This window comes from Pseudomonas sp. RIT-562, from assembly GCF_026241895.1.
Taxonomy (GTDB): domain Bacteria; phylum Pseudomonadota; class Gammaproteobacteria; order Pseudomonadales; family Pseudomonadaceae; genus Aquipseudomonas; species Aquipseudomonas mandelii_F.
This window is the reverse complement of the sequence record NZ_JAPJIV010000031.1, coordinates 47,372-63,275: the sequence shown is the minus strand read 5'-3', so window position 1 is coordinate 63,275 and position 15,904 is coordinate 47,372. Positions and strand designations below refer to the sequence as shown.

The window sequence follows — 15,904 nt, the reverse complement described above, 5'->3', positions numbered from 1 at the left end:
TCTGCCAAAAATTCGCGCTCACGTAACACCGCCGATGCAAAGCCGGACTACCCGTCAGGTCGGCTTTCAGGCCGCCTCGGCCCGGTTGTTGATCGCGGACGCCCCGTTAACCACGATGGCCGAACGCAGGTATTGCGCAGCGGGTAAACCGGCAAGGATGCCGGTTTAGCCGCGCTGGGCCAGGGACGGCCCATCGCGGCGACCCGCTGCGCAATACCGGAGTGAGGGCACACCGAGCCTAAGCGAGGTGCCGAGTGGTGGGGCAAGAGCGTTTTGGTTACTTTTGCGCTCTATCAAAAGTGACCCGCCGTAAGGGCGGAACCAATAGCAGCCGTGACCGCAAAACCGGATATGTACACTGCATAAAAGCTCAAAGCTCAAAGCTCAAAGCTCAAAGCTCAAAGCTCAAAGCTCAAACCGCAATTCCGGCCAGATCGGCGAAGTTCCACGCTTCTGCGATTCCAGAATCGCCCGGCACAACGAACACAGGCGCTGATCCTGAAACACCCGGCGATCCACGCTCGACCAGCGTGGCTGGGCCGGCAACAGGCTGCCGCAGAGGGTGCGATCAGCCGAGCCGCCCAGTTCCAGCTGACGGGTCACCAGATGCACCCGCACTTCCTGGCAGGCGAACAGATCCAGCTGTTCGTCAGGCTCGATCAGTTGATAGGCGAAAAGTGACCAGGCGGGACGCGGCATCGGGGGCTCCAAATCGGGGGCGCCACCTTAGCCGAAACGCAGCCACTAGAAAAGCGTCAAAGCAGCGGTTTCAGTGTCGGCCAGACATTTTCCAGCAACTTGCCCTGAGCCCCGGCAGCCGGGTGCAAGCCGTCGCTTTGCATCATGTCCGGATGACCTCCCACTCCTTCGAGAAAAAACGGCACCAGGGGGATCTTTTTCTCGTCGGCCACCGAGGTGTACACCTCGGCAAAAGCCTTGGTATAGCGAACACCATAATTAGGCGGTAACTGCATGCCCAGCAGCAACACTTTTGCCCCGCTGGCCCGCGAGCTGTCGATCATCGACGCAAGATTTTGTTGCAATTGAGTTGGGAGCATCCCGCGCAAGCCGTCATTGCCACCCAGCTCGAGGATCACCAACTCCGGCTTATGCTCTGCAAGCAGCGCCGGCAGCCGCGCCTGGCCTCCGGCGCTGGTGTCGCCACTGATGGACGCGTTGACCACCTTATCGTCGAAACCTTCGCGCTTGAGCCGCTGCTCAAGCAAAGACACCCAGCCCAAGCGGGTATCCAGGCCGAAACCTGCGCTGATACTATCGCCAACGATCAGGACTGTACCCGCCGCTGCGTTCTGGGCCATGCACATCAAGGCCAGGCCAGCACTCAAAAACCACACTCGCATCGGATTCTCCATGGGCGCAAGCATTCTCACCGCGAAGAACCTCAGCAAAGTGGTACCCAGCGCGGAAGGTGAACTGACTATCCTGCACGAACTCAGCCTGGAACTGAACAAGGGCGATAGTTTGGCTATCGTCGGCGCCTCCGGTTCCGGCAAATCCACCCTTCTCGGTCTGCTCGCCGGCCTCGACCTGCCCAGCAGCGGCGAAGTCACCCTGGCCGGCCAGGCCCTGAGCAATCTTGACGAAGACCAGCGCGCGCGCATTCGCGCCGAGCACGTCGGTTTTGTGTTCCAGTCGTTCCAGCTGCTCGACAGCCTCAATGCCCTGGAAAACGTCATGCTCCCGCTGGAACTGGACGGCCGCAAGGATGCCCGCGAGCGCGCCACGCAGCTGTTACAGCGGGTCGGCCTGGGCCAGCGCCTGACCCACTCCCCGCGCCAACTCTCCGGAGGCGAACAGCAACGCGTGGCGATTGCCCGCGCTTTCGCGGCCGAGCCCGACGTGTTGTTTGCCGACGAGCCCACGGGCAACCTCGACAGTCACACCGGTGAGCGCATCAGCGACCTGCTGTTCGAACTCAACAAAGAGCGCGGCACCACCCTGGTGCTGGTGACTCACGACGAACGCCTGGCACACCGCTGCCGGCGCCTGATCCGCCTTGAAGCCGGCCTGCTGGTCGCCCCTCTGGAGCCTTGATGGCACGCCTGCCGCTATTGCGCCTGTTCAGCCTTGCCCTGCGCCAACTGCTACGCGACGCCCGCGCCGGTGAGCTGCGGGTGTTGTTTTTCGCCTTGCTGGTGGCCGTCGCGGCGAGTACTGCCATAGGGTACTTCGGCGCCCGTCTGAACGGCGCCATGCTACTGCGCGCTACTGAATTCCTCGGCGCCGACCTGCTGCTCGAGGGCAGCTCCCCGGCGCGACCGGAACAGATCAGCAGCGGGGTCGAGCTAGGGCTGGAACACGCCCAGGTCGTCGAATTCTCCAGCGTGATCGCTACCGACAATGGCATCCAGCTGTCGAGCATCAAGGCGGCCGATGAGGTCTACCCCTTACGCGGCGAACTGAAAAGCGCGCCCGCGCCCTTCGCCCCGGAGGAGTCCGGTGGCGGCCCGAAACCCGGCGAAGCCTGGGTTGAAGGACGTCTGCTGACGGCTCTGGACCTGAAGATGGGTGACAGCATCGACGTCGGCATGAAGACGCTGAAGCTCACCCGGGTACTGACCTACGAGCCTGATCGGGCGGGCAATTTCTACAGCCTGACGCCACGGGTCATGATCAACCTCAGCGACCTTGCCGCCACTGGCGTGGTCCAGCCCGGCAGCCGGGTCAGCTATCGGAAGCTGTGGCGCGGCAAGGCCGAGGCCCTGGAAACCTACCGGCAATCGATCAAGCCCGGCCTGGCGCCGAATCAGCGGCTGCAGGATGCACGCGATGGCAATCGACAAATCGGTGGGGCGCTGGGCAAGGCCGAGCGCTACCTGAACATGGCCAGCCTGGTGGCGGTGCTGTTGTCCGGCGTGGCGGTGGCCCTGTCGGCGACGCGCTTTGCCACTCGCCGCTTCGATGCCAGCGCACTGTTGCGCTGCCTGGGCCTGTCACGTCGGGAAACGTTGCTGCTGTTCAGCTTGCAGCTGACGGTGCTGGGCCTGCTCGCGAGTATCAGCGGTGCGGTGATTGGCTGGCTGGCGCAACTGGGCTTGTTTGCGTTACTGCATGACCTGCTGCCCACAGACGTCCCACCCGGCGGTCTGTTCCCGGCCATTGCCGGGATCGGCACCGGGTTGGTGGCATTGGCCGGCTTTGCCCTGCCGCCCCTGGCCGCGCTGGGTCGGGTGCCACCACTGCGAGTATTGCGTCGAGACATGCTACCCATTCCGTCCAGTACCTGGATGGTCTATGGCGCAGCATTGGGCGCACTCGGATTGATCATGTGGCGCCTGAGCCTGGACCTGGTGCTGACCTTCGCCCTTCTCGGCGGTGGCGTGATCGCCGCGCTGGTCCTCGGCGGCTTGCTGTTGCTGCTGCTAAAAAGCCTGCGCCGCATGCTGGCTCGCGCCTCCCTGCCCTGGCGCCTGGGGCTGGGCCAATTGCTGCGCCATCCCCTGGCAGCAGCGGGACAATCCCTGGCTTTCGGCCTGATCCTGCTGTCCATGGCGCTGATCGCGCTGCTGCGCGGCGAACTACTAGATACCTGGCAAAATCAGTTGCCGAAAAACGCTCCCAACTATTTTGCCCTGAACATTCTGCCGGCCGACAAGCAGGCATTCACCGATCGCCTGATCGAACTCTCGGCTCAGGCGGCGCCCTTGTATCCGGTAGTGCCCGGAAGGCTGATCAGCATCAACGGCGAGCCGGTGCAGCAAATCGTCAGCAAGGATTCCGCCGGAGATCGCGCCATTCAGCGCGACCTGAGCCTGACCTGGGCCGCCGACATGCCCGCAGGTAACAAGCTCACCGCTGGAAGCTGGTGGACCGAGCAGACTCCCGGCGAGGTTCCCGGTGTATCGGTGGAGGGCAAAGTTGCCGAAAGCCTGAAGCTCAAGCTGGGTGATCACATGGTGTTCACGGTCGGCGGCGTCAATCGCGAAGCCCGAGTCACCAGCTTGCGTGACATCAACTGGGACAACTTCCAGCCCAACTTTTTCATGATCTTCCAGCCCGGCACCTTGAAGGATCTGCCGGCTACCTACCTGACCAGCTTCTACCTGGCGGCGGGTCACGACCAGCAGATCGTCGACCTGTCCCGCAGCTTTCCGGCGGTGACCATCCTGCAAGTGGAAGCCTTGCTTGCGCAACTGCGCAGCATCCTCGCCCAGGTCACCCTGGCGGTGGAGTACGTCCTGCTGTTCGTCCTGGCAGCCGGCATGGCCGTGCTGTTTTCCGGATTGCAGGCGACGCTCGATGAGCGCATTCGCCAAGGAGCACTGCTACGTGCGCTGGGCGCGGAACGGCAGCTGCTGGTCAAGGCCCGGCGAATCGAATTCGGTCTGCTGGGGGCCGTGAGTGGCCTGCTCGCGGCGCTGGGTTCGGAACTAGTCAGCCTGGTGCTGTACCGCTATGCGTTCGACCTGCCCTGGCAGCCGCATCCATGGCTGTTGGTATTGCCCTTGATCGGCGCCGTGCTGATTGGCGGCGCGGGCGTATTCGGCACCCGTCGAGCCCTGAATGCCAGCCCGCTGACCGTGCTGCGCGAGGGTTGATCAACGCGCTTGAGCGATCACCCTACCCAGGGTGATCGCTGGGCGTTTGTCCGTAGTCAATAGAGTTGATCCACCACAACACTTCGCCCCCCGGGGTCTGCACCACCGCCTCGTCACCCACTTCCTTCTTCAGCAGCGCACGCGCCATCGGTGAATCGATCGAGATGTAATCGTTTCGCCCATAGATTTCGTCATAGCCCACCACACGGAATTTCTTCACCTCCCCGGCTTCGTTTTCAATCTCGACCCAGGCACCGAAATACACCCTGCCCTCCTGTTCCGGCGAGTACTCGACCACCCGCACGTCCTCCAGGCGCTTGCGCAGATAACGGACCCTGCGGTCAATTTCGCGCAGCAGCTTTTTGTTGTACTGGTAATCGGCATTCTCGCTGCGATCGCCCAGCGAAGCTGCCCAGGTGACTTTACGTGTCGTGTCCGGACGCTTCTCCCGCCAGAGGTAATCGAGCTCCTGTTTCAGGGCGTCATGACCTTCCTTTGTGATGATGTTGGTACTCAAGTCGGTGCCTCCTGGGGCGCGTCGTAAATGGCAGCACTGAAAAAAAATTTTCCCGACCTGCGCCAGCGGCGCCGGAAATGATTAGCAGGCTACTCAGATACATAGCCACGAAAACTCAAATGATTCTATGGGTCCATCGACGAGCAGCGATAGTTTTATGACGCTTTTCCGAGCAAAGCGAAATTAACTTGCTAACATCTTGTTACAAGGCCAATAAATTGGCATTTGGTTGTCATGCAAATCCCCCTTTTTTTCACTACCCGGATATTTTGTGGGAGGGCGCAATGATCGTGCAGGAGTTGCTACAGAAGGGCCAGACGAAAATCCGCCAGAAAGGAATAGCCAATTCCGTCCACCAGATGATGTTGAAGGCGGTCAACAACTTCATGCTGTTCAAAATTCTGCGTGGGGTGACGCTGCAGAAAGTCGAAGACAAATTTCTCGACTATCCCTCGCACTTCAAGCCAATGTTCCTCAGCGAACAGATGTTACGCCACTACTCTCGCGATCCCGGGAACGAGATGCCGGAGAGCTTCATCGAAGAGTCCCTGGCCAAGGGTGACCAGTGCTTTGGCATCTTTGATGGTGGGGTGCTGGCCTCCTACGGCTGGTACTCGCAACAACCGACCCATATCGATCCGCCGGAACTGTTCCTGCACTTCAATCCGTCCTTCGTGTACATGTACAAGGGTTTCACCCATCACGACTACCGCGGCCAGCGGCTGCACGCCATCGGCATGAATCTCGCACTCAAGCACTACCTGGAAAAGGGCTACAAGGGTTTGGTCTCCTATGTCGAGTCGAGCAATTTCGATTCGTTGAAGTCCATTTACCGCCTGGGCTATGTGAACGTCGGCTCGATCTACCTTTTCCGCCTGTTCGGCCGCTATCAAAGCTTTGCCAGCAGCGGCTGTGATCCCTTCGAGCTGGCCCTTAAGACGCTTGTGTGATCGGTTTTCAGCGCCGGGTAATCAATCCCTGGCGGGCCACCCGGGTCAATTGCCCAATGACCCGGGCTGCATCTTCAAGGCTCGGCGACTGAATCACCGCCAGGTCAAAGCTGTCGCTGGCGAAACGTGCCAGGGACTCACCGTCTTCGACAAACTGAATCAGGAATGCAGCAGGACCACCCGTGCGGCGGGGCCAGCCATCGAGATAACGCAGGAGCGTCGGCTGATGTTTGCCGCCAAGCAGGATTTTTGGATTGCGCTGGGTGAGGTGTGCCGTGATCGGCGCAGGGCGTACAACGGGGCTTAGTGCATTCATTGTGTCGTGTCTCTGCCTCAAAGGTCTGCATGGCAGGTGAGAGGCAACACCGAACCAGCGCTTTAGCGGAATTTCGAAGCCTGTTTCCAAGCTTCTATCGGTGACTGATCGAGTCACCCGGCGCCCCGCAAGTAGCTGTTTAAATCGGCGCATGAGCAGCATCCTAGAGAAGCCGACACGGCAGTGTCAAGAATCGCGAGCAACAAAAAAGGCCCGCGTGATGCGGGCCTTTTCGTTGAGCCAGAGCGATTAACCGGCGATTGCGCGATCTGCCGAGAGCTTGCCGGCACCTTCGATCAACACCGCGATAGAGCCGCCGAGCAGGGCCAGGGCAAATTCATAACCGTTGTTGGCCATGAACAAACCATTGCTGATGTGCACGCTGAAGATGGCGACCAGCGACAGAAACGTCAGGCCCAATGCTGCCGGGCGCGCCAGCAGGCCGATAATCAATGCCAGGCCGCCGAAAAACTCGGTGCCACCGGCCAGGGTCGCCATCACATAACCTGGCGTCAGGCCCAGGCTTTCCATGTACTGCGCAGTGCCGGCCAAACCGTAACCGCCAAATGCGCCAAAAAGCTTCTGCGCGCCGTGAGCGGCGAAGATGATGCCGACGAAGATTCGCAGGACAGTCAAGCCGTAGCCGGCGCGGGTAAACAGAACCTTGTTGATCAGTGAGCTCATGCTGTGTCATCCATTCTTGGTTTGAGTGTTTGGTTGGCCGCTATATTAATCGGTTATTTTTATGTTAAAAGCGCAATTATCCCACCATAACAATCAGTTTAGTCGATCATTTGCGAGTGGCAACTTTTTGCCCTGCTGGCTCCAACGACTCCCGCTCCCGATCAAATGCCAGGTAATACTTGTTCACGCTATTAACATAGCTGACCGGCCCCATTCCGACCTGCTCCATGGCAATGCGCTCGACCTGGAAAAACCATTGATTGGGATTCAGCCCTCGACGTCGCGCCTCGGCGCGCATGCCCTGAACTCGCTCGGGTCCGATGTTGTACGCCGCCAGCACGAACGCCATGCGCTCACGTTCGTTGAGCTTGGGGCTGGCAAAGAACTTGCGGCGAATCATCGCCAGGTACTTGGCCCCGGCCTGCACATTGGCGTCCAGTTCCTGAATGTTATTCACCCCTACCCGTTGCGCCGCCGACGGGGTGATCTGCATCAACCCGGTGGGCCCCGAGCCGCTACGGGCATTGGGTTGCAGGCCCGATTCCTTGAACGCCAGCGCCGCCAGATTCAGCCAGTCCATGCCCTGGGCCGCCGCATGTTTCTGCAGCACCGGGCGCAGCTTTTCCAGACGCTGCCGATTGGCCTTCGCCAAGGGGTAATGCACTTGATACAGGCGTCGATAGATGCGCAGGAACGCCACATCCTGATCGGAGGGCTTTTTGTAGGTGAGCAGAAAGCGGTCGATGCTTGCTCGCAACATTGCAGCGTCGCGCCGTACGAACCAGAACTCTTCTCCCGGCTCGCTGATCAGTACCTGGCGGTCGAGTCGCAACTTGGGCAGGATCTTGCCCCAGCGCTCGGCGATCGGCTGTTCGACGATGGTCAGGTGGAAGATGCCGCCCTGGACCATTTCCAGCACGTCTTCGACCGCAAGGCTGGGGTCGACCCATTCGACGTTCACCGGTGGCAATTTATGCAGTGCCAGTTTCTGGTTGATCTGGCTGACCGCGTCCCCGGCGGCACTGCCGGTGGGCAAGGCCAGGGTTTTGCCGGACAGTTGCTCAAGGCGGGTATAGCGCCGCTCGCCCTTGATTCCAACCAGGACCAACGGAATATTGCTGGCAATCGGTGCACTGCTGCTGACGGCATGACCGGCCTGCAGGTCGAGTAATTCACCCGGCGCTACCAGGTCACCCTCACCGCGCTGCAAGGCGCCGATGAGTTGATCCTTGCCCTTGGGGATTATCTTCAGGGTGATTTCCTGACCGTCTCGGGCGTGACCGTTGAGGTATTGCTCAAAGGCCCGCAGGCGATGGTACTCGACGCCAATGGCCTGGCCCTGGACCTCCCCGGAGCTGTTGCGACTCTGGTTGACCAGTACCCGCAACACCCGGCTGCTGCGAATTTCCACCAGGTCGCGAACCTTGGCCGCAGGCACGGCTTGCAGTGGGCCGGCCAGACGCGCAACCGCCGGCATCGGCAGTAACATCGACAAACACAGCAGTAGCAACACCGAGGGACGTGTCATCCACTCTCCGGAAAGAATACTGGCCGATTTCAAGGATTGAGCGAAATCGAACGTCAGAAACAGCGCAACAAAGTGCGAGTGAGCGGCATCACGCGGGTCGCTTGCCCAGCATGACCTGCCTCGCGGCATCAAGAGACAGCTATAACTGTTTGTAGTTCTTGGCTTTTCTTATAAATCTGCAGCTCTGATATGCTTTCCGGCCTTTGGTCCGAGGTAGCACCATGCAACTCATCGATATCGGCGTCAACCTGACCAACCCCAGTTTTGCCGACAAACACCAGGCGGTACTCGACCGCGCATACGCCGCTGGCGTGTGCCAACTGGTGCTCACCGGCACCAGTGTCGAAGGCAGCGAACAAGCCCTGGAGCTGTGCCGGCAACTGGACGAAAGCACTCAGCGACTGTTTGCCACCGCCGGCATTCACCCGCATTCGGCCAGTGACTGGAACGCCGACAGCGACCGACGCCTGCGCAGTTTGCTCAAGGAACCCAACGTGGTGGCCGTGGGAGAATGCGGGCTGGATTTCAATCGAGACTTCTCGCCGCGCCCCCAGCAGGAGAAGGTGCTTGAGGCACATCTGGCGATGGCGGTGGAACTGCAACTGCCGGTGTTCCTGCACGAGCGCGATGCCAGCCAGCGCCTGCTGGATATCCTGCGCGACTATCGAGATCAACTGCCAGCTGCGGTAGTGCACTGTTTTACGGGCGAAAAAAAGGCTTTGTTCAGCTATCTCGACCTGGACTTGCACATCGGTATTACCGGATGGATCTGTGACGAGCGCCGGGGGACGCATTTGCATCCCTTGGTCAAAGAGATCAAGCGCGGGCGATTGATGCTGGAGAGCGATGCGCCGTACCTGTTGCCGCGCAGTTTGCGGCCCAAGCCGAAGAATGGTCGCAACGAACCGGCGTACCTGACTGAGGTATTGCGCGAGGTGGCGTTGCATCGCGGGGAAAGCGAAGAGGATCTGGCAGCGCACAGCACCGCGTGTGCACGGGCGTTTTACAGTCTTCCGACGATCAAATGATGGACTGCGAACCTGTAGGAGCGAGCCTGCTCGCGATGACGGTTGAACAGTCAAAATCATTTTTTGAATGTTAATCCGTCATCGCGAGCAAGCTCGCTCCTACAGTTTATTGACCGCTGCGCATCATTTCCTTCGGCACATACTTGCCGATTTCAAACTTGCCAATGGCCGCACGGTGCACTTCGTCCGGGCCATCGGCCAGGCGCAAGGTGCGTTGCATCGCATACATGTACGCCAGCGGAAAATCGTTGGAAACCCCGGCACCACCGTGGATCTGAATGGCGCGGTCGATCACCCGCAGGGCGACGTTGGGTGCCACGACCTTGATCTGCGCGATCTCGCTCTTGGCCACCTTGTTACCGACCGTGTCCATCATGTACGCCGCTTTCAAGGTCAGCAGCCGCGCCATGTCGATTTCCATCCGCGAGTCGGCGATCTTGTCGATGTTGCCGCCCAGCCGCGCCAGTGGTTTGCCGAACGCAGTACGACTGACGGCACGCTTGCACATCAATTCGAGCGCGCGCTCAGCCATGCCGATTGAGCGCATGCAGTGGTGAATTCGGCCCGGGCCAAGGCGACCCTGGGCGATTTCAAAACCGCGGCCCTCGCCCAGCAGGACGTTTTCAAACGGCACCCGGACATCTTCAAACAGCACTTCGGCGTGACCGTGCGGCGCATCGTCGTAACCGAATACCGGCAGCGGGCGCACGATCTTCACCCCTGGGGTGTCGACTGGCACCAGGATCATTGAGTGCTGGGCATGCCGCGGTGCATCGGGATTGCTCAAGCCCATGAAGATCAGAATCTTGCAGCGTGGATCACAGGCGCCGGAGGTCCACCACTTTTTGCCATTGATTACCCACTGGTCACCGTCACGTACGGCGCGGGCGGCCATGTTGGTCGCGTCGGAGGACGCCACGTCCGGCTCGGTCATGGCGAACGCCGAACGAATTTCGCCGCGCAACAGCGGCTCAAGCCAGCGCTGCTTCTGCTCTTCGTTGGCATAGCGCACCAGTACTTCCATGTTGCCGGTATCGGGCGCCGAGCAGTTGAACGGCTCCGGCCCCAGCAGCGAGCGGCCCATGATTTCCGCCAGCGGCGCGTATTCCAGGTTGGTCAGGCCGGCGCCGAGCTCGGACTCAGGCAGAAACAAATTCCACAAGCCCTCTGCCTTGGCCTTGAGTTTGAGTTCTTCCATTATCGCGGTCGGCTGCCAGCGATCGCCTTCGGCGACCTGACGCTCGAACACGGCTTCGGCGGGATAAACGTAGGTGTCCATGAACGCGGTCACGCGCTCACGCAGTTCTTGCACCTTGGGCGAATAAGCGAAATCCATGGGCAGCTCTACCTTTTAGCGAGGGTTTCAATGAGTTGTTCAGGTCATGAATTTGATGCTAGAACAGTGACGAAAATTTACCTAGCCTATTCTCGGCGTGTATTAACATTCATCACCGATATATGATCCACTGATCGTCAAGGCCACCGAGCCCACACAATAAGAGTGCAGCGCCATGAATCTGAGCAAGGTCGACCTCAACCTTTTCATCGTCTTTGACGCGATCTACACCGAAGCCAACCTGACCCGCGCCGGGCAGATCGTCGGCATCACCCAACCGGCGGTGTCGAATGCCCTGGCCCGCCTGCGCGAGACATTCAACGATCCGTTGTTCGTGCGCACCGCCCAGGGCATGGTGCCGACTCCCATGGCGCAGAACATCATCGGCCCGGTGCGCAATGCGCTGTCGCTGCTACGTGTTTCGGTGCAGGAGAGCCGCATTTTCAACCCGCTGCAGGCGGTCAAGACCTATCGCATCAGCATGACCGACCTCACCGAGGCGGTGATTCTGCCCCCGCTGTTCCAGCGCCTGCGCCGTCTGGCGCCGACCGTGATCATCGAGAGCTTCCTGTCCAAACGTCGCGAGACCACCAAGGAGCTGGCGGCCGGGCGTCTCGATTTCGCAGTCGATGCACCGCTCAATACCGACCCTCAGGTACGCCATGTAAAGCTGATGGAGGACCGCTACGTGTGCGCCATGCGCAAGGGGCATCCGCTGGCGAACAAGGAAAAATTCAGCCTCGACGACTACCTGTCCCTGACCCACATCCATATTTCCAGCCGCCGCAGCGGCCTGGGGCATGTGGACCTGGCGCTGGGAAAAATGGGCATCCAGCGCAAGATCGCCTTGCGCTCCCAGCATTACCTGATGGCTTCGCAAGTGCTGCAGCAGACTGACATGGTCATGACCGTGCCGGAGCGCTTCGCCCGCCGCAACGATCTGCACGCCTTCAGTTTGCCGGTCAACGATGTGCCGCCGGTGGAGACTCACCTGTATTGGCATGAGAGCACTGACCAGGACCCGGCCAACCGCTGGATGCGCGAGCAGATGATCGAGTTGTGCCAGCAGGTGACAGCGCATGAGAAGAAGCTGGATAAGGCGCAGGCCCCCTTGACGTAAACGTCAACCTGACATTAGCTTAGCGCCATAACCCATTTTCGAGCGCGCCCATGAGCAGCCTGACCTACAGCATCTCCGACCTCGCCCGCGAGCTGGACATCACCACCCGGGCGATCCGCTTCTACGAGGAGCAAGGCTTGCTCAGCCCGGAGCGACGGGGCCAGGAACGCATCTATTCACCCCGGGACAAGGTCAGCCTGAAACTGATCCTGCGTGGCAAGCGCATCGGCTTTTCATTGGCCGAATGCCGTGAGCTGATCGAGCTCTACGACCCTGCCGGTGGCAACCAGAAACAGTTGCAGACCATGTTGAACAAAATCGCCGAACGGCGTGATCAGCTGGAACAGCAGATGCTCGACATCGAACAGATGAAGCTGGAACTGGACACGGCGCAGGAGCGCTGCACCCAGGCGCTGGAAGAAACGATCAAGAGCCAGCAAGCAGTTCTGTAATTCACCGAACAACACTGTGGGAGCAAAGCTTGCTCGCGATGAGGGCATGACTTCAACCTTGGTGTCGACTGATAGGCCGCCATCGCGAGCAAGCTTTGCTCCCACAGAGTTTTATAAACATTCAGATAAACCAGGTCGATTCCCATGTCCCTACCCTCCCACGTGCGACTGGTCGAAGTCGGCCCTCGCGACGGTTTGCAAAATGAAGCGCAGCCCATCAGCGTCGCCGACAAGGTACAACTGGTAGACGCACTGAGCGCCGCCGGTCTTGGTTACATCGAAGTTGGCAGTTTTGTTTCGCCCAAATGGGTGCCGCAGATGGCCGGCTCGGCAGAAGTCTTCGCGCAAATCCAGCGCAAACCAGGCGTCACCTACGGCGCACTCGCTCCCAACCTGCGCGGGTTCGAGGACGCCATTGCCGCCGGAGTCAAGGAAATCGCGGTGTTCGCCGCCGCCTCGGAAGCGTTCTCCCAACGCAACATCAATTGCTCGATCAGCGAAAGCCTGGAGCGCTTTGTCCCGATCATGGACGCAGCCCGGCAACACGGGGTGACTGTGCGCGGGTACGTCTCTTGTGTGCTGGGTTGCCCCTATGAAGGTGATGTGGCCCCGGAGCAGGTCGCACGGGTCGCTCGCGAGCTGTACGCGATGGGCTGCTACGAGGTCTCGCTGGGCGACACCATCGGCACCGGCACCGCAGGCGCCACCCGCAGGATGTTCGACGTGGTTGCGGCCGATGTCCCCCGGGAAAAACTCGCCGGGCATTTCCACGACACCTACGGCCAGGCCATGGCCAATATCTACGCCAGCTTGCTGGAAGGCATCTCGACCTTCGACAGCTCCATCGCCGGCCTCGGCGGCTGCCCCTACGCCAAAGGTGCCAGCGGTAACGTGGCCACCGAAGACGTGGTGTACCTGCTCAATGGCCTGGGCATCACTACCGGCATTGACTTGGACGCCTTGATCCTGGCCGGCCAGCAGATCTGTGACGTGTTGGGCCGGCCTACCGGATCGCGGGTTGCCAAGGCGCGTAGCGCACAGTGAGCGGCCGGTTGTGTCGGGGTGTTACCGCCCCGTCCGAAACGTGGGCACAAACGAGTAACACGGAAACAAAATGTGAGATCCAGGCGCCTGCAAAAATCATCAAAAAAACATAACTTCTTGTTTTTAAAGGAATTTTAAAAGTTGGCACGGCTCCTGCTATCTCTATGGCATAACAAGAATAAAAAGCAGCAAACCAATAAAAATAAGACGTAACGACTCTGACATAACAAGAACAACACGGCAGAGACGCAGCTAACAGATTTTTTTGGAGAAGGTGTGCTTTTCAGGGTGCTTTTCGAAGTAACCCGCAACCGGGCAGAGAACAATAAAACTACCTTCAGGTAGCTCCCGAACTGGTTGGATCGCTTGGCGAAAAAGCAGATCAGCGCTCAAAAAAATACGTTTGCTCTTGATCCCGGATGGGGATCGACAAAAACAGCGGTAAAGGGCCACGGTTACCAAAAACAACAACAGACCGCCCCTCAATAATAAAAAAAGAGCACGCGCAACGACAAATTAAAGGGGAGCTTCTGCTCCCCTTTGTGCTGTCTGGGATTCAGGTTTCGCCTGCTCTGTAGGAGTGAGCCTGCTCGCGATGGCGTTGGGTCAGCCAGCCAATATGTCGACTGACCCGCCGCCATCGCTGGCAAGCCAGCTCCTACAGTGTCGCTTTGAGCTCCTCGACGCTGATCTCGCGCATACGGAATTTCTGGATTTTTCCGGTCACGGTCATTGGAAACTCTTCCACAAACTTGAAGTAGCGCGGGGTCTTGAAGTGCGCGATGCGCTCTTTGCACCAAAGCTGCAGCTCCTGCTCGGTCGCGCTGTGGCCGGGGTGGAACTTGATCCAGGCGACGATTTCCTCGCCGTAGCGTGAACATGGAATGCCGATCACCTGTACGTCGGCAATGGCGGGATGAGTGAAAAAGAACTCTTCCAGTTCACGCGGGTAAATATTCTCGCCGCCGCGGATGATCATGTCCTTATTGCGCCCGGCAATGCACACGTAGCCTTCATCATTCATGCTGGCCAGGTCACCGGTGTGCATCCAGCCTGCCTGGTCGATGGCCTCCGCCGTCCCCTGGGGATTGTTCCAGTAACCGAGCATCACGCTGTAGCCACGAGTGCACAGCTCGCCGATGGTGCCGCGCGGAACCAGGTTGCCTGCCTCGTCGATGATCTTGCTCTCCAGCTGCGGCTGGGTACGACCGACGGTGGTCACGCGCAGCTCCAGCTCGTCCGAGGGACCGGTTTGCAGGGAGACCGGACTGGTCTCGGTCATGCCGTAGGCAATCTGCACCTCGCTCATGTGCATTTCGCTGATCACCCGCCGCATCACCTCGATCGGGCAGGTAGCGCCAGCCATGATGCCGGTGCGCAAGCTCGACAGATCAAATTCCTGACGCCTTGGCTGGTCGAGCATGGCGATGAACATGGTGGGCACGCCATACAAGGCAGTGGCTTTTTCTTCAGCGACGGTGGTCAGGGTCAGCAGCGGATCGAATCCATCGTTGGGGTAAATCATGGTGCTGCCGTGGGTGATGCAGCCCAGGTTGCCCATGACCATGCCGAAGCAGTGGTAGAGCGGCACCGGGATTACCAACCGATCATCGGCGGTCAGCCCCAGGCTTTCTCCCACCATGTAGCCGTTGTTGAGAATGTTGTAGTGACTGAGCGTCGCGCCCTTGGGAAACCCGGTGGTGCCGGAGGTGTACTGGATGTTCACCGCCTGATCGAAATTCAGACTGTCCTGGCGTTCGTGCAGCTGCTGCATCGGGACGCTGGCGGCCAGATCGGCCAATTGCGACCATGGCAGGAAACCCGACGGCGGCTGACTATCCAGGCTGATCACGCCACGCAGATCCGGCAGGCGTTCGCTGTGCAACTTACCGATGGATTGCTCGGCAAGTTCAGGCAGCAGCCCCTGGAGCATCTCGTGATAGTTGGAAGTCTTGAAGGCGCCGGCACACACCAGCCACTGGCAACCCGATTGTTTGAGTACGTATTCCAGTTCCGAGCTGCGATACGCCGGGTTGATATTGACCAGGATTACCCCGATCTTCGCGCTGGCGAATTGGCTGATACACCATTGCGCGCAGTTGGGTGCCCAGATGCCGAGCCGGTCACCGGCCTGCAAGCCCAGCGCCAACAGCGCCCGAGCATGCAGGTCGACGGCGGCGGACAATTGCTGCCAGGTGTAGCGCAGCTGTTGATGGCGCACTACCAGCGCTTCTCCTTGCGGGTAGCGGCTGACAGTGTCATCGAACGCCTGGCCAATGGTCATCGCCAGCAAGGCTTTGTCCTGGGAACCGCGGGTATAGCTGCGCTGCGGGCTTGCACTGGGTTGATCCATGACGACCCCTATTGTCT

15 protein-coding genes are annotated in these 15,904 nt (G+C 59.7%); 7 read left to right on the top strand and 8 right to left on the bottom strand.

The window, feature by feature from the left end:
* Positions 1 to 405 precede the first annotated feature (405 nt).
* Together ORL50_RS27025 and ORL50_RS27020 are read right to left on the bottom strand one after the other, a co-directional pair.
* Positions 406 to 699 carry a hypothetical protein gene (locus ORL50_RS27025; protein ID WP_003226812.1) on the bottom strand — a complete coding sequence of 98 codons (294 nt, stop codon included), beginning with the start codon at positions 697 to 699 and terminating at the stop codon, positions 406 to 408.
* 56 nt (positions 700 to 755) lie between these two features.
* The gene (locus ORL50_RS27020; RefSeq protein WP_266019600.1) at positions 756 to 1,361 is read right to left on the bottom strand and encodes an arylesterase; all 606 of its coding nucleotides are present in this window, start codon (positions 1,359 to 1,361) and stop codon (positions 756 to 758) included.
* A gap of 10 nt (positions 1,362 to 1,371) precedes the next feature.
* Between ORL50_RS27020 and ORL50_RS27015 the strand changes: the two genes are divergently transcribed.
* Both ORL50_RS27015 and ORL50_RS27010 read left to right on the top strand, forming a co-directional pair.
* Complete coding sequence (locus ORL50_RS27015; RefSeq protein ID WP_028619977.1) at positions 1,372 to 2,055, top strand: ABC transporter ATP-binding protein; 684 nt, start codon at positions 1,372 to 1,374, stop codon at positions 2,053 to 2,055.
* On the top strand, positions 2,055 to 4,559 hold the full coding sequence (locus tag ORL50_RS27010; protein WP_266019595.1) for an ABC transporter permease: 2,505 nt from the start codon (positions 2,055 to 2,057) through the stop codon (positions 4,557 to 4,559). The genes ORL50_RS27015 and ORL50_RS27010 overlap by 1 nt, the downstream gene beginning before the upstream one ends.
* Before the next feature lie 22 nt (positions 4,560 to 4,581).
* Here ORL50_RS27010 and greB read toward each other — a convergent pair whose 3' ends face one another.
* Positions 4,582 to 5,076: a transcription elongation factor GreB gene (greB, locus tag ORL50_RS27005; protein WP_266019593.1), complete on the bottom strand. Its 495-nt coding sequence runs from the start codon at positions 5,074 to 5,076 to the stop codon at positions 4,582 to 4,584.
* Between the two features lie 284 nt (positions 5,077 to 5,360).
* On the opposite strand from greB, the gene ORL50_RS27000 reads away from it, so the two are divergent.
* The gene (locus tag ORL50_RS27000; RefSeq protein WP_266019591.1) at positions 5,361 to 6,026 is read left to right on the top strand and encodes a GNAT family N-acetyltransferase; all 666 of its coding nucleotides are present in this window, start codon (positions 5,361 to 5,363) and stop codon (positions 6,024 to 6,026) included.
* Positions 6,027 to 6,033: 7 nt separating this feature from the next.
* Here ORL50_RS27000 and ORL50_RS26995 read toward each other — a convergent pair whose 3' ends face one another.
* The 3 genes from ORL50_RS26995 to ORL50_RS26985 form a co-directional block, all read right to left on the bottom strand.
* Positions 6,034 to 6,342: a class I SAM-dependent methyltransferase gene (locus ORL50_RS26995; RefSeq protein WP_266019589.1), complete on the bottom strand. Its 309-nt coding sequence runs from the start codon at positions 6,340 to 6,342 to the stop codon at positions 6,034 to 6,036.
* Positions 6,343 to 6,591: 249 nt separating this feature from the next.
* The gene (locus tag ORL50_RS26990) at positions 6,592 to 7,026 is read right to left on the bottom strand and encodes a DoxX family protein (protein ID WP_266019587.1); all 435 of its coding nucleotides are present in this window, start codon (positions 7,024 to 7,026) and stop codon (positions 6,592 to 6,594) included.
* A gap of 106 nt (positions 7,027 to 7,132) precedes the next feature.
* Entirely contained in the window at positions 7,133 to 8,554 is a 1,422-nt protein-coding gene (locus tag ORL50_RS26985) for an MltF family protein (protein WP_266019585.1), read from the bottom strand.
* 221 nt (positions 8,555 to 8,775) lie between these two features.
* Here ORL50_RS26985 and ORL50_RS26980 point away from each other — a divergent pair, with 221 nt between their 5' ends.
* Positions 8,776 to 9,582 (top strand): TatD family hydrolase, encoded by an 807-nt coding sequence (locus tag ORL50_RS26980; protein WP_266019583.1) that lies wholly within the window; start codon positions 8,776 to 8,778, stop codon positions 9,580 to 9,582.
* A gap of 106 nt (positions 9,583 to 9,688) precedes the next feature.
* Here ORL50_RS26980 and ORL50_RS26975 read toward each other — a convergent pair whose 3' ends face one another.
* The gene (locus ORL50_RS26975) at positions 9,689 to 10,918 is read right to left on the bottom strand and encodes an acyl-CoA dehydrogenase (protein WP_266019581.1); all 1,230 of its coding nucleotides are present in this window, start codon (positions 10,916 to 10,918) and stop codon (positions 9,689 to 9,691) included.
* Between the two features lie 175 nt (positions 10,919 to 11,093).
* Between ORL50_RS26975 and ORL50_RS26970 the strand changes: the two genes are divergently transcribed.
* The 3 genes from ORL50_RS26970 (at position 11,094) to ORL50_RS26960 (ending at position 13,534) form a co-directional block, all read left to right on the top strand.
* Entirely contained in the window at positions 11,094 to 12,038 is a 945-nt protein-coding gene (locus tag ORL50_RS26970) for a LysR family transcriptional regulator (protein ID WP_266019579.1), read from the top strand.
* Positions 12,039 to 12,088: 50 nt separating this feature from the next.
* The gene (locus ORL50_RS26965; protein ID WP_266019576.1) at positions 12,089 to 12,490 is read left to right on the top strand and encodes a MerR family transcriptional regulator; all 402 of its coding nucleotides are present in this window, start codon (positions 12,089 to 12,091) and stop codon (positions 12,488 to 12,490) included.
* A 144-nt stretch (positions 12,491 to 12,634) separates the two neighbouring features.
* A complete protein-coding gene (locus tag ORL50_RS26960; RefSeq protein WP_266019574.1) occupies positions 12,635 to 13,534 on the top strand; it encodes a hydroxymethylglutaryl-CoA lyase in 900 nt (299 codons plus the stop codon).
* A gap of 658 nt (positions 13,535 to 14,192) precedes the next feature.
* Here ORL50_RS26960 and ORL50_RS26955 read toward each other — a convergent pair.
* The gene (locus ORL50_RS26955) at positions 14,193 to 15,887 is read right to left on the bottom strand and encodes an AMP-binding protein (protein ID WP_266019572.1); all 1,695 of its coding nucleotides are present in this window, start codon (positions 15,885 to 15,887) and stop codon (positions 14,193 to 14,195) included.
* Positions 15,888 to 15,904: the final 17 nt, after the last annotated feature.

Coding starts and splice junctions, on each gene's coding strand:
- ORL50_RS27015 (WP_028619977.1), top strand. CDS start 1,372: ATGGGCGCAAGCATTCTCACCGCGAAGAACCTCAGCAAAGTGGTACCC.
- ORL50_RS26955 (WP_266019572.1), bottom strand. CDS start 15,887: ATGGATCAACCCAGTGCAAGCCCGCAGCGCAGCTATACCCGCGGTTCC.
- ORL50_RS26990 (WP_266019587.1), bottom strand. CDS start 7,026: ATGAGCTCACTGATCAACAAGGTTCTGTTTACCCGCGCCGGCTACGGC.
- ORL50_RS26970 (WP_266019579.1), top strand. CDS start 11,094: ATGAATCTGAGCAAGGTCGACCTCAACCTTTTCATCGTCTTTGACGCG.
- ORL50_RS27000 (WP_266019591.1), top strand. CDS start 5,361: ATGATCGTGCAGGAGTTGCTACAGAAGGGCCAGACGAAAATCCGCCAG.
- ORL50_RS26985 (WP_266019585.1), bottom strand. CDS start 8,554: ATGACACGTCCCTCGGTGTTGCTACTGCTGTGTTTGTCGATGTTACTG.
- ORL50_RS26960 (WP_266019574.1), top strand. CDS start 12,635: ATGTCCCTACCCTCCCACGTGCGACTGGTCGAAGTCGGCCCTCGCGAC.
- ORL50_RS26980 (WP_266019583.1), top strand. CDS start 8,776: ATGCAACTCATCGATATCGGCGTCAACCTGACCAACCCCAGTTTTGCC.
- ORL50_RS27025 (WP_003226812.1), bottom strand. CDS start 699: ATGCCGCGTCCCGCCTGGTCACTTTTCGCCTATCAACTGATCGAGCCT.
- ORL50_RS26975 (WP_266019581.1), bottom strand. CDS start 10,918: ATGGATTTCGCTTATTCGCCCAAGGTGCAAGAACTGCGTGAGCGCGTG.
- ORL50_RS26965 (WP_266019576.1), top strand. CDS start 12,089: ATGAGCAGCCTGACCTACAGCATCTCCGACCTCGCCCGCGAGCTGGAC.
- ORL50_RS27020 (WP_266019600.1), bottom strand. CDS start 1,361: ATGCGAGTGTGGTTTTTGAGTGCTGGCCTGGCCTTGATGTGCATGGCC.
- ORL50_RS27010 (WP_266019595.1), top strand. CDS start 2,055: ATGGCACGCCTGCCGCTATTGCGCCTGTTCAGCCTTGCCCTGCGCCAA.
- ORL50_RS26995 (WP_266019589.1), bottom strand. CDS start 6,342: ATGAATGCACTAAGCCCCGTTGTACGCCCTGCGCCGATCACGGCACAC.